Genomic DNA, 12,626 nt, shown 5'->3' on the forward strand with positions numbered 1-12,626 from the left:
AAGGTCACGACCACTCGGCCCGAGCTGAGAGCATAGGGAGGGTTTCAACTACATGGAGATGCGAATGCCGGACGGCGGCCGAACCACAGACACACGCGAAGGGCACATACCCACCGCTCCCACCCTCACGAAGACCGACACCGCCGTCGGTATCCCCGCCGCGCGCCGCGCCGGCATCGTCGTCACGCTCGTGCTCGGCGGACTCACCGCCCTGCCGCCGCTGTCGATGGACATGTACCTCCCGGCGCTCCCCGCCGTCACCCGCGCCCTCGGCTCCTCGGCCGCCACCGCGCAGCTCACCCTCACCGCCTGTCTGACCGGTATGGCCCTCGGCCAGCTCGTCGTGGGACCGATGAGCGACAAGTGGGGGCGCCGCAAGCCCCTGCTGCTCGGCATGGTCGTCTACGTCTTCGCCACCGCCATCTGCGCCCTGGCCCCCACCGTCGAACTGCTCATCGGCTTCCGCCTCCTCCAGGGACTGGCGGGCGCGGCGGGCATCGTGATCGCCCGCGCCGTGGTGCGTGATCTCTACGACGGCGTGGAGATGGCCCGGTTCTTCTCCACCCTGATGCTCATCTCCGGCGTCGCGCCGGTCATCGCCCCCGTCATCGGCGGCCAGGTGCTCCAGGTCACCGACTGGCGCGGCATCTTCGTCGTCCTGACGGTCGTCGGCATCGCGCTGACCCTCGTCGTCGTGAAGTGGCTGCACGAGACGCTGCCGAGTGAGAAGCGGCACAGCGGCGGCGTCGGCGAGGCGCTCGGCACGATGCGCGGGCTGCTCGCCGACCGGGTCTTCACCGGCTACATGCTGGCGGGCGGCCTCGCCTTCGCGGCCCTGTTCGCCTACATCGCGGCCTCGCCGTTCGTGGTGCAGGAGATCTACGGGGCGTCCCCGCAGACCTACAGCCTGCTCTTCGGCGTCAACTCCATCGGTCTGATCACCGTCGGCCAGATCAACGGCCGGCTGCTGGTCGGCCGGGTCAGCATGGACAAGGTGCTGGCCTTCGGCCTGGTCGTCATCACGCTCGCCGGGGTCGCGCTGCTGCTGATGACGAGCGGGGTGTTCGGCGAGCCCAGCCTCTTCGCCGTCGCGGCCGGGCTGTTCGTCCTGATGTCGGCGATGGGGCTCGCGATGCCCAACACCAACGCCCAAGCGCTGATGCGCACTCCGCACGCCGCCGGATCGGCGTCGGCCCTCATCGGCACGGCGTCGTTCCTCATCGGCGCCGTCGCCTCACCGCTCGTCGGGATCGCGGGCGAGGCGACGGCCGTGCCGATGGCCGTCGTGCAGGTGGTGTGCGGAGCCGGGTCGCTGGTCTGCTTCCTGGCGCTGTGCCGCCCCTGGCGGTCCCAGCACCGGGTGGCGACAACGGAGTTGACCGGCCCCTGAGCCATCGGTGCCCGGGGGCGGGCGGTCAGTTCTCCTCGCGCTGCGCGTAGGCGATCAGATGCGGGCGGTCCTTGCCGTCCGTCCAGCGGAACAGCCCCATGCCGCTCATGTCACCGGCCGGCAGCCGTACGTTGAGCGCCAGCGGCTCGGGCTCACCGGTGGCGAGATCCACCTCCACGGGATTGCCGCCGCCGGACAGGGCATCGGTCACGTTGCGGGCCTTCGTCGCCCCGTACGCCATACCCGTGTCCGCCACCGAGGTCAGCGTCAGCGGCCTGGTGCCGTCCGCCTCCTCGAAGCAGTACCCCTTCTTCTCGTCCAGGTCGAAGGCGAGCCTGCCCGCGACGAGATAGCGCCCGTCGGGGGAGGAGACGAGCTGCGGATCGGCGCCGGAGTTGATCGCGGGCTTACGGCACCGCACCTGTGCCACGGCCTTGCCGCTGTCCAGGGAGTGCACCACCCACATGTCGTGCGTCGCGGCGTCCTTCGCGCCCTTCTTCTTCTGCCACTTGGCCAGAACATGGCCGTGCGACATCGAGGCCGGCACCCCCGACGCCGGCTCGGTGCCCTTCGGCGCGACCTTCCGGCTGAACCAGCCGCCCCGCACCCAGAACTCCTTCGCCCCGCTCACCAGCAGGCCCTTCGAGGTCACCCCGCGCACCTCGGTCAGCTTCTTGCAGTTCGGGCAGCCCTTCGGATAACCGAGCGAGCCGGGCGCCGTCCGGGACACCTCGCCCGTCGACGGGTCGACGACCGCGCTGAGGGCCTTGCCGTCGCTGATCAGGATGCCGGGGCCGGTGCCGGTGACGGTCGGCGCGTCCCCCCAGGGCACCTCGACGCGCCGCTGGTCACCGGTGGACGCGTCGTACACGTCCATGGAGATCAGGGAGTCGGCCGACGCGAGCGCGTACTCGCCGAGCCGCCCGTACGACCAGGTCACGAAGTACTGCTTGTCGGCCTTGGTCACCGAGAGCAGCCGGGGGTAGCGGTCGACCGGGGCCAGGGGCCGCCAGACCTCACCCGACCAACCGGCCTTGCCGGTCGCGGCGTTCTGGGTGCGCAGCTGGTACCGGCCGTCGCCGATCCGCGCCAGATACGCCACGAGACCCGTCGCGGACGCCACCGCGTACTGCGGTGACACGTCCGAGATCTCCCAGCCGCGGCGGGTGTTGTAGCCGGCGGGCACGTTCAGCTGGGTGTCGGGGCCGGTGTTGACGACCGGCTTCTCGGGCGCGGCCTTGTCCTTGCTCCCGCCGCAGCTCGCCAGGACGAGCAGCATCGCGAGGATCAGCACCCCGGCGATGAGTGAGACGCGCACGATCTTCTGCCGCTTGGTCATCAAGGACATAGGCGTCAGACCGCGAGCACGGTAAAACGACAACTTGGTCCCCCCGCGGGCACGGTGTGGCGATGGAGCGGCAACGGCCGTCAGCGTAGCAACTGGGCGGGTGCCCGCCGCAGCCCGTTCAACCCCGATTCCGTGCCCGTCAGGTGCCCGCCACGTGTGCGACAGTCGGATTCCGGCCACCGCCGGGGCGCCTACAATTTCGGCGGTGAACGCCTCCCTCCCCACCGCCGAAGCCCTGCGTGCCGCGCTGGCCGGACTGCTCGACGGACTGCCGCCGAGCCAGGCCGCCCAGGCCGTCGAGCGGCTGATCGCCAACTACCGGGGAGCCACCCCGACCGGCACACCGCTCCTGCGTGACCGTTCCGACGTGGCCGCCTACGCCGCGTACCGGATGCCCGCCACCTTCGAGGCCGTACGGTCCTCGCTCAAAGCGCTCGCCGACGCCGCCCCCGGGTGGGCGCCGGCCCGCCATGTGGACATCGGCGGAGGTACGGGAGCGGCGGTCTGGGCGGCCGAGGCGACCTGGCCGGATCACGGCGACGAGGGCGGGGTCCCGGGCGCGGGCGGGGGGCGTACCACGACCGTGCTGGACTGGGCCGAGCCCGCGCTCGCCCTCGGCCGTGAACTGGCCACCGGGTCGCGGGTGCCCGCACTGCGCGACATCGAGTGGCGGCGGACCAGGATCGGTACGAACCTGAAGCTCCCCGAGTGCGACCTCGTCACCGTCTCCTACGTACTCAACGAACTCACCGACGGCGACCGGGGCGCCCTCGTCGCCGAGGCGGCGCGCGCCGCGCAGGCCGTCGTGATCGTGGAGCCGGGGACCCCCGACGGCTACCAGCGCATGATCGAGGCCCGTGACCTGCTGATCGGGGCGGGTCTGCGCGTCGCCGCGCCCTGCCCGCACAGCGGTGCCTGCCCCATCGAACCCGGCACGGACTGGTGCCACTTCGCGGCGCGCGTCAGCCGGTCGTCGCTGCACCGGCAGGTGAAGGGCGGCTCGCTGGCGTACGAGGACGAGAAGTTCAGCTACGTGGCGGCCGTGCGCTTCGACGCGGATCCGGTGCGGGCGCGGGTGATCCGCAAGCCGCAGACCCGCAAGGGGCAGATGCTGCTCGACCTCTGTACGGAGACGGACGGGCTGCGGCGCGAGACGGTGAGCAAGCGGCACGGTCCGCTCTACCGGTCCGCGCGGGACGCGTCGTGGGGCGACGCCTGGCCGCCCCACGACGCGCGGCGCGACAACACGCCGGACGGGTCGCCGGATCACTCCCCGGAATCAGGCTGAGAGCAGCAACTCCCGCCGTACGTCCAGTTCCTGCTCCTGCCGCAGCTCCTGCGTGCAGCACTTCACACTGCCGCCGCCCTTGAGCAGTTCGCCCAGATCCATGGCGATCGGCTCGTAGCCCCGGTCCCTGAGCGGGGCGAAGAGCCCGGCCGCCGCCTGCGGGATCAGGACATGGCGGCCGTCGCTCACGGCGTTGAGCCCGAGGGCAGCCGCGTCCGCGTCCTCGGCGATGATCGCGTCCGGGAACAGCCGGGCGAGTACGGCCCGGCTGCCCGGCGAGAACGCGCCGGGGTAGTACATGACCTCGTCGGCCGCGTCGTCCAGGACACACAGGGCGGTGTCCAGGTGGTAGTAGCGCGGATCGACCAGATCGAGACCGATCACCGGCCGGCCGAAGAACTCCTGTGCCTCGTCGTGCGAGAGGGGACTGGACCGGAAGCCCCGCCCCGCCAGGATGTACGAGGCGGTGACGGCGAAGTCGCCCTCGCCCTCGTTGATGTGCGCCGGCTCATGGATGTCGGTGAAGCCGCGCGCGCGGAACCAGGCCAGATGGGCCTCGGCCTCGCGCGTGCGCTCGGGGTGCGCGAACCGCGCGCCGAGCACGCGGCCGTCGATGACCGTGGCCCCGTTGGCGGCGAACACCATGTCGGGCAGGTCGGGTCGGGGTTCGAGCAGCGAGACGGTGTGACCGAGAGCGCGGTAGCGGTCGCGGAGCACCTCCCACTGCGCGAGGGCCAGCGGCAGGTCCACCGGTTTCGACGGATCCATCCACGGGTTGATCGAGTACGTCACTCTGAAATGCGCCGGTGGGCACATCAGATAGCGGCGGGGCGAGGCGTCACGAGGCAACTAGGGCTCCTCACGAACGGACGGGGCGCACGGGGTGTGTGCGTCGACCCATGGTCCGCCGTGCGGGGCGTTCGCGCAGTGATCCGATCGGGTGGTTCACGCTGCGACACCGGCCCGGCGGCGTCGGGTGATACCCGGCTGACCGCGGCCGGGCGTTCACGCGTTCACATCAGGCGTTCATATGTGGCGAGACGCGTCGTCTCGCCACGCTGGTACTCTGGCCGGATGGCTGAGAGCAAGGGACCGGATTCCACCCGCCGCAGTGAGAAGTCACGACGCGCGATCTACGCCGCCGCCCTGTCGCTGGTCGGCGAGGCCGGCTACGCGAAGACGACGATCGAGGGCATCGCGGCCCGCGCGGGCGTCGGCAAGCAGACGATCTACCGCTGGTGGCCGTCGAAGGCCGCCGTACTCCTCGAAGCCTTCCTCGACCTCGGTGAACAGGCCGCCGAAGCCGCCGGTGGCGCCGGTGGCGACTACGAGATCCCGGACACCGGCGATCTGGCGGCGGACCTCAAGACGGTGCTGCGCGCCACGGTCGACGAGCTGAACGACCCGAAGTTCGAGGCCCCGACCCGCGCGCTCGCCGCCGAGGGCATCGTCGACGCGAAGATCGGCGCCGAGTACGCGGAGAAACTGCTGGAGCCGCAGGCCGCGCTCTACGTACGCAGACTGCGGGCCGCCCAGGAGGCCGGGACCGTACGGGACGACATCGACCCGCGCACCGCGATGGAGCTGCTGACGGGCCCGATCCTGCACCGGTGGCTGCTGCGGACCCTGCCCCTCACCCATGCCTACGCGGACTCGCTGGTCGACTACACCCTGAACGGGCTCGCCCCGCGGCACTGAGTGCCGCACCGGGATCCGGAGCAGGTCCGGCCCCCGGCCCCACATGGCCCGGACCAGGGTCCGACGCGCCCGATGTGTCCAACGCCACGGGTTCCCATCGCCCGTATCAGTGGGCGATTTCTTGATATAGCACGGGATGACGCCCGCTGATGGGCATCCGCCTCCCCACCCCGGTTCAGGAGTGCGGCCCCCCGAAGCGCAGGATGGTGCGAACATGGAAGTGTCGATGAGGGTCGGCGCATGAGGTGAGGGGATAGATGGGCGACGATTTCGGCCGCTACCGCGGCACTGAGGGCAAGGTTTCCCAGTGGCTGCGCCGACTCGCCAGAAAGCACGACGACGGCCGGTCGGAAGCCGCGGACGCCGACGCCCGCCAGGCACTGCTCCTCGCCGTGGCCGCCGCCGGTATGCCCCTGTCGCCCGCCGCACACCCCATCGGCTACCGGTGTTCGTGTGAACGCATCGGCTGTCCCACCCCCGCCAGGCATCCCATCTCGTTCGCCTGGCAGACGCAGTCCACGACCGACGAGGCGCAGATCGAGCGCTGGGCCGGGAACCAGCCCGAGGCCAACTTCATCACGGCGACCGGCCTGGTCCACGACGTCCTGGACGTTCCGCTGGAGGCCGGCAGCAGGGCGCTGGAGCGGCTGCTCGGCGCGGGCATCGACGTCGGACCGGTGGCCGACTCCGGCGGCGACCGGATGCTGTTCTTCACCGCCACCCGGGGCACGCCCGAGGACGAGGACGAGTGGTGGCCCTGTGAACTGGACTGCCACCCCGAGACGATGGACGAGCATCCGGGCTTCCGCTGGCACTGCCGGGGCAGTTACGTCCTCGTACCACCGGCCAGGCTGCCCGGCGGCCTGTCGATGACCTGGCTGCGCGGCCCCGAGCACCCGCTGCCCGACCCGCTGACGCTGCTGGAGACGCTGACGGACGCGTGCGCGCGGTACGCCGGCGAGAACCACGAGCTGGACCCGCATCCGGTGGCCTGGCCGCTCGGCCGCTGACCACCGGCGCGCGGCCCGGTGCACGGGCGCCTGGCCGGCGCCCGAGCCGGTCTTCCCGCGGAGGGGTGTCAGGAGCCTTCGGCCCCGGTCACCCCTTGCAGCCTGCTCACCACGTCCACCTGGTCGCTGTCGGCCCCGTCCGGCTCCACCAGCGCGGCCTGGCTCGACACCCACTCCTTGGTGAGGGTGTCCTTCACCTCGCCGGTCATCAGCGCCTTCACATCGGCGGACACCTTCGGGGTGTAGCCGGGCGCCGCCGTCTGCCGGTCGAAGTACCTGGTCGCGAAGAAGACCAGCGCGCCGCCGTCCTTCGTGGCGAGCGCCAGCGGCGCGAAGTCCCCGGTGTCCAGGGGCTGATCGATGTACTGGATGGTCAGACCCGGCAGCTTGGCGTTCTTCTCGCGTATGTTCCGCCACTCGTCGGTGTGCGGTCCGGGCGCGAAGTGCGCCGGCTCGCCGTCCTTCAAGTACGAGGAGTACTCGGTGCTCATGTCCCCGGGAGCCACCGCCGGTGATTTGCCGTCAGCCGGCACCGGCTCCACGTAACCGTCCTTGTCGGTCTTGAACTCGGGGACCTTGTCCGGGGCGAGGATCGCGAGATAGGCGGCCTCCCACAACTGGTCGGCGCCGTTGCGCACGAAGACCAGCACCCAGCGGTTGTCACCGGGACCGTCGTCCTTGTCGCGGTTGCTGTCGGTGTCGGCGACGAACCAGCGGGGCCAGCCCGCCTTCTTCGGGATGAGGAACCGCGCGTCCGTCAACTCCAGCGGCTGGTGCCGGTCGTTGCCTTCCGGGTTCGTGACGCTCCTGGCCTTGAGCCCGGCCTGGTTGATCGCGCCCAGCGCACCGGTGACCCGGCCGGCGTCCAGCCCGGGGTCGAACGCCTTGTCCGCCTTGTTGTACGCCTCGGTGAAGTCCGCCAGCGCCTGGGCCGCCTCGGACTTCTTCGCCCCCGGAAGCACGGCCAGTTCACCGTGGACCGTCATGCACCCACTCGCGAGCAGCGACATCACCGTCGCCCCCGCCAGCGCGTGTCTCACACGTCGCCCCCGGCCCGCTGAAACACGCCCTGGCCCCGCCGCTGCCCGAATCGGCCTTCTCATCGGTCGCCTTCTGCTCCGTGACCCCCACTGACCGTCCGAACCCTACCCGTCCGCCTCGGAATCACGAGCGGGGTCCCGGTGCGCGGGTGCGGGAAGACCTCGACGGGCTGCCGGTAGACCCGGCTGAGGAGTTCGTCACCGAACACGGCGGCCGGCGGGCCGTCCGCGACGACCCGTCCCTCGTGCAGAACGGCGGCCCGGTCGGCGTGCGCGGCGGCCAGCCCGAGATCGTGCAGCACGACGACGACCGCGTCTCCGGCCGCCGCGCGGGCCCGGCAGATACGCAGCACCAACTCCTGGTGACGCAGGTCGAGTGAGGCGGTCGGCTCGTCGAGAAGGAGCAGCGGGGCGCGCTGGGCGAGGACGCGGGCGAGCGAGACACGGGCACGTTCACCGCCGGAGAGCGCCGAGAAGGGGCGGCGCGCGAATTCGCCGACCTCCGTCGCCGCCATCGCCTCGGCCACGGCGGTGTCGTCGTCGTCCTCGGACGCCGTGCCCGCCCAGGGCGCGCGGCCCATCCGTACGACCTCCTCCACCGGGAACGGGAAGGAGAGCATGGCGGCCTGCGGCAACACGGCCCGGCGCAGGGCGAGTTCGGGAGCGGACCAGTCGCCGGCGGGCCGGCCGGCGATCCGTACGCCGCCGCTGTCGCCACCCAGGTCGGCGGCGAGCGCGGACAGGAGCGTCGACTTGCCCGCCCCGTTGGGCCCGACGAGCGCCAGGACCTCACCCGCGCGCACGACGAGGTCGACACCGCCGCCGGCGTCACCGAGGACGTCGCGCCGCCCGAACCGTACGCGCAGGTCCCGCGCCTCGGCGACGACGTCCCCGTGGGCGACGGGGACGGGAAACTCCCGGCCCCGTACGGCGAATCCGCTCAGGAGCACGCGGTGCGCCGCGGCTTTCACGATCGTGCCGGCCCTCATGCCCAACCCCCTTGCCTGCGCCGCGTCCTGCGCAGCAGCCAGAAGAAGAACGGACTGCCGAAGAGCGCCGTCAGGACGCCCAGCGGCAGTTCGGCCGGGGCCGCCACCGTACGGGCCGCGAGATCGCCCGCGACCAGGACCAGCGCGCCCCCGAGCGCGCTGCCCGGTACCAGGAAGCGGTGGCCGGGGCCGTTCGCCATCCGCAGCAGATGCGGGACCAGGAGCCCGACGAACGCGATGATCCCGGCCACCGCCACGGCGGCGGCGGTCAGCAGCGCGACGACCAGGACGAGGACGACACGGAGCCGTTCGACGTCCACGCCCAGATGCCTGGCCGGCCGCTCGCCCAGCGCCAGGAGGTCCAACTTCCGTGCGTACAGGGGCGCGACGGCGAGGCCGAGCAGGGCGCACGGCAGGACGGCGAGGACCTTGGGCCAGGTCGCCTGCGCCAGCGAGCCGAGCTGCCAGAAGGTGATCTGGGTGATCTGCGCGTTGTCGGCGAAGAAGACGGACAGTCCGATGAGCGCGCCCGCGAAGGCGTTCACCGCGATGCCGGTGAGGATGAGCGTGACCACCTCCGTACGGCCCCCGGAGCGGGACATCGCGTACACCAGCAGCACGGTCAGCAGCCCGGAGACGAACGCGCAGACGGTGACCGTCCAGTTGCCGAGGAAGCTCAGGCCGAGCGCGATCGACGCGACGGCGCCGACCGCCGCGCCCGCCGAGATGCCGATGACACCCGGTTCGGCGAGCGGATTGCCGAACACGCCCTGCATCAGGGCGCCCGCGCAGCCCAGCGAGGCGCCGACGAGCAGCGCGAGGACGACGCGCGGGAGCCGGACGTTCCACAGGACGCTCTCGGGGACCCGTTCGAGCGCGGCGCCGCCGAGGCCGATCCGGTGCCGTACCGAGGCCAGGACGTCGCCGAGCGGGATGTCGTACGCGCCGAGCCCGGCGGAGAGGAGGCAGAGCAGGAGCAGTACGGCGAGAAGGGCGACGGTCAACAGCCAGGTTCCTCGCCGGTGTTGGGACCGCTTCCTCTCAACGGGCCCGGGCGGGGAGGTCTCCGGTGGCGCGGTGGTCACCGTGGGCGTGGTCGTCATGTCACTCGCCGTCCGGGTAGAGCTGCTCGACCAGGGAGGCGAGCACCTGGTCCGTACGGGGCCCGTAGTTGAGCAGCACCCCGTCGTCGACCGAGACGAACCTGCGGTCGAGACCGGCGGGCGTCTCGGCGACGCCCGGGATCTTCACCAGTCCGTCGGGCCCGCCCACCGACTCAAGTCCCTTGCTCATCAGGAGGATCGCGTCGGGCGCCGCCTTCGCCAGCGCCTCACTGGTGATCGCCGTGAAGTCCTTGTCCAGGCCGGACTCCTTGCCCGCGTCGACGGCGCCGGCCGCCTCCAGCAGTGAACTCGCCCCGGAATCACGGCCACCGAGCAGATAGACGGACGCCGAGCCGCGCAGATAGAGGAAGGCGACCCGCGGTCTCCCGCCGTCGCCTGGGGCCGGGATCCGCTTCTGTACGGCGGCGATCCGCTCGGCCGTACGCGCGCTCAGCTCGTCCCCCGCGGCGTCGACGCCGAGCGCCCGCGCGACCGTCCCGATGCGCGTGCCGACGTCGTCCAGGCCCTTCGCCGGCTCGACGACGAGCAGCGGGATCCCGGCGTCCCGAATCTGGTCGACGGCCTCCGCCGGCCCGGTGGTGGTCTCGGCGATGACCAGGGTGGGCCGGAGGGACAGGACGCTCTCGGCGGAGACGTCGTGGGCGCGGGTCACCACCGGCAGCTCCGCGGCCTGTTCGAAGGTGGCGGTGATGTCGCGGGCCACGACGTGCTTTCCGAGGCCGAGGGTGAAGACGATCTCGTTGAGCGATCCGGTCAGGGGCACGAGCCGGTCGGCGGAGGTGATGGTGACCTTCGTGCCGTCGGCGGAGTCCACGGTGACCGGGAGTTCCGGCTCGGGGACCGTGGCCAGCGGTTCGACGCGGTCGGCGGTGGCCGTCCTACCGGCGCCCTTCGCCGTCCCGCCGCCACCGCCGGGGCCGCGGGTGTCGCTGTCGCTTCCGCCGCAGCCGGTGGCGGCCAGGGCGAGGGTCAGCACCGAGATGAGTGCGCCCGCCAGGCGTTGAGTGCGCACGGAGTGCACCGTCCCGTCGTCCGTGGAGTCCCGAGAGGAGTCCGTCGAAGCGCCTGGACGGAAGGGTTCCGGCCGGGCTGGAGATAGCTTAGGTTAGCCTTACCTTGCTAGCCAGGTCCGGGGGTGACTTCATCAACCGGGCTCTCTCGGCGTGCCCATGGCCGTGCCCATAGCCGTGTCCGTCGCCGTGCTCGTAGCCGTGCACGTGTCCGCCTCCGGTTCGTCTCGTCCGCCACCGTCCGCCCTCTGTCTCCACGTGGGAGTGATCTTCTGATGCTGTCGTCCGGACCGGTGCGCGCTCTCGCCGTCGCGCTGCTCGCCGTGCTCGTCGGAGCCCTGATCCCGGCGGTCACGGCCCGGGCGGCGGACCGCACCGTGCAGGGCGGCAGGCTCGACTGGGGCATCAAGTCCTCCTTCCAGAGCTATGTCACCGGCCCCGTAGCGGGCGGCAGTTGGAGCCTGAACGGGGGCGCGGCCACCGTCGGCGGCAGCCAGTTCCGGTTCCACTCCGCCTCGGGGACCTACGACCCCGACAGCGGCGCCATGCGCGCCGGCTTCAGCGGCGGTGTCCGCTTCGTCGGTCACACCAAGCTCGACGGATCGCACGAACTGGACCTCACCATCAGCCGTCCCACGGTCCGTGTCTCCGGCGGCCGGGGCACCCTGCACGCCGATATGACCAGCAAGGCCAAGGGGAGCGGCGAGGTCACCACCTCCTCGCAGGTCCCGCTCGCCACGCTCGACCTCGGCGGGATCGACATGAGGGGCGGCGGCAGCCCGGTCGCCCTCAGCAACGTCCCCTCGACGCTCACCGCGCAGGGCGCCACCGCCTTCGCCGGTTACTACACGGCGGGCACGCCGCTCGACCCGGTCAGCCTCTCCGTGGACGTGGCCGCCGCCGCGGAGAACCCGGCGAAGAAGCCCGACGGGAAACCGGCCGACAAGGGCAAGAGCGCCGGCGAGGCCGACGACGAAGAGGCCGATGGCGCCCTGCGGGACGCGGCCGTCGACTGGGGAGTGCGCCGCACCTTCCGCGAGTACGTCACCGGCTCCATCGCCGAGGGCCGCTGGACGCTCGGCGACGGGGCACAGGACGGCGGCGCGCTGTTCCGCTTCCCGAAGGGCAAGGGCGCGTACGACGCGAAGAAGGGGACGCTCGACGCCGACTTCGCGGGCAGCGTCCGCTTCACCGGAAACCAACTGGACCTGACGCTCGGCGGGATCAGTGTTCAGGTGAAGGGCGGGAAGGGCACCCTGGCCGCCGACGTCACGAGCGAGGGCCGGGCGCCGCGCCGGGCCGTCTCGCTGGTCACCTTCGTCGCCGGGGACTTCACGCCGAAGGACGGTCTCGCCGTACTCACCGAGGCTCCCGCGACGCTCACCGAGGCAGGCGCCGAGGCGTTCGGCTCCATGTACAGGCCGGGCACGGTGATGGATCCCGTCTCGCTCGCCGTCGCCGTCGACAAGCGGGCGAAGCTGCCCGCGCTGCCCGATCTGGGCAGTGACGTCGAGGCCTCCGCCGCTCCGGAGGCCGACGCGGCCGGCGGACCCACCAAGCCGGCGGGGGTGGACGATGCCGCGTCCGCCTCCGCCTCCTCGTCCTCCGACGCCCTTACGTACGTGGGCATCGGCGGCGGTCTGCTGCTGGCCGCCGCGCTCGCGGTGTACCTCGGCGTCCGGCGCCGCGCCTCGACGGCGTCGCCCGGCCCCGGCCCCGATTCGGATTC

The 12,626-nt window shown here is 71.9% G+C and carries 11 protein-coding genes; 5 read left to right on the plus strand and 6 right to left on the minus strand.

Going from position 1 to position 12,626, the window contains the following annotated elements; translation table 11 throughout:
- Positions 1 to 52: 52 nt before the first annotated feature.
- Entirely contained in the window at positions 53 to 1,390 is a 1,338-nt protein-coding gene (locus GXP76_RS13670) for a multidrug effflux MFS transporter (RefSeq protein WP_374360935.1), read from the plus strand.
- Positions 1,391 to 1,415: 25 nt separating this feature from the next.
- On the opposite strand, the gene GXP76_RS13675 is transcribed toward GXP76_RS13670, so the two are convergent.
- Positions 1,416 to 2,729, minus strand: coding sequence for a hypothetical protein (locus tag GXP76_RS13675; protein WP_242571782.1), 1,314 nt, complete (start codon positions 2,727 to 2,729; stop codon positions 1,416 to 1,418).
- 214 nt (positions 2,730 to 2,943) lie between these two features.
- Here GXP76_RS13675 and GXP76_RS13680 point away from each other — a divergent pair, with 214 nt between their 5' ends.
- Positions 2,944 to 4,026: a small ribosomal subunit Rsm22 family protein gene (locus GXP76_RS13680; protein WP_242571783.1), complete on the plus strand. Its 1,083-nt coding sequence runs from the start codon at positions 2,944 to 2,946 to the stop codon at positions 4,024 to 4,026.
- Here GXP76_RS13680 and ddaH read toward each other — a convergent pair.
- Positions 4,018 to 4,875 (minus strand): dimethylargininase, encoded by an 858-nt coding sequence (gene ddaH / locus GXP76_RS13685; protein WP_242571784.1) that lies wholly within the window; start codon positions 4,873 to 4,875, stop codon positions 4,018 to 4,020. The genes GXP76_RS13680 and ddaH overlap by 9 nt on opposite strands.
- A 225-nt stretch (positions 4,876 to 5,100) precedes the next feature.
- Between ddaH and GXP76_RS13690 the strand changes: the two genes are divergently transcribed.
- A complete protein-coding gene (locus GXP76_RS13690; protein ID WP_242571785.1) occupies positions 5,101 to 5,724 on the plus strand; it encodes a TetR/AcrR family transcriptional regulator in 624 nt (207 codons plus the stop codon).
- 257 nt (positions 5,725 to 5,981) lie between these two features.
- Positions 5,982 to 6,734: a bifunctional DNA primase/polymerase gene (locus GXP76_RS13695; protein WP_242571786.1), complete on the plus strand. Its 753-nt coding sequence runs from the start codon at positions 5,982 to 5,984 to the stop codon at positions 6,732 to 6,734.
- 68 nt (positions 6,735 to 6,802) lie between these two features.
- Here the strand turns inward: GXP76_RS13695 and GXP76_RS13700 are convergent, their stop codons facing one another.
- The 4 genes from GXP76_RS13700 to GXP76_RS13715 are packed head-to-tail and all read right to left on the minus strand — an operon-like array spanning position 6,803 to position 10,899.
- Positions 6,803 to 7,837, minus strand: coding sequence for a hypothetical protein (locus GXP76_RS13700; protein WP_374360941.1), 1,035 nt, complete (start codon positions 7,835 to 7,837; stop codon positions 6,803 to 6,805).
- Positions 7,834 to 8,763: a heme ABC transporter ATP-binding protein gene (locus tag GXP76_RS13705; protein ID WP_242571787.1), complete on the minus strand. Its 930-nt coding sequence runs from the start codon at positions 8,761 to 8,763 to the stop codon at positions 7,834 to 7,836. The genes GXP76_RS13700 and GXP76_RS13705 overlap by 4 nt, the downstream gene beginning before the upstream one ends.
- A complete protein-coding gene (locus tag GXP76_RS13710; protein WP_242571788.1) occupies positions 8,760 to 9,866 on the minus strand; it encodes an iron ABC transporter permease in 1,107 nt (368 codons plus the stop codon). The genes GXP76_RS13705 and GXP76_RS13710 overlap by 4 nt, the downstream gene beginning before the upstream one ends.
- Before the next feature lies 1 nt (position 9,867).
- Positions 9,868 to 10,899 (minus strand): ABC transporter substrate-binding protein, encoded by a 1,032-nt coding sequence (locus GXP76_RS13715; protein ID WP_242571789.1) that lies wholly within the window; start codon positions 10,897 to 10,899, stop codon positions 9,868 to 9,870.
- A gap of 273 nt (positions 10,900 to 11,172) precedes the next feature.
- On the opposite strand from GXP76_RS13715, the gene GXP76_RS13720 reads away from it, so the two are divergent.
- The coding region (locus GXP76_RS13720; RefSeq protein ID WP_242571790.1) for an HtaA domain-containing protein at positions 11,173 to 12,626 on the plus strand (1,454 nt) is incomplete at its 3' end.

The organism is Streptomyces sp. NP-1717, from assembly GCF_022695985.1.
Lineage (GTDB): Bacteria > Actinomycetota > Actinomycetes > Streptomycetales > Streptomycetaceae > Streptomyces.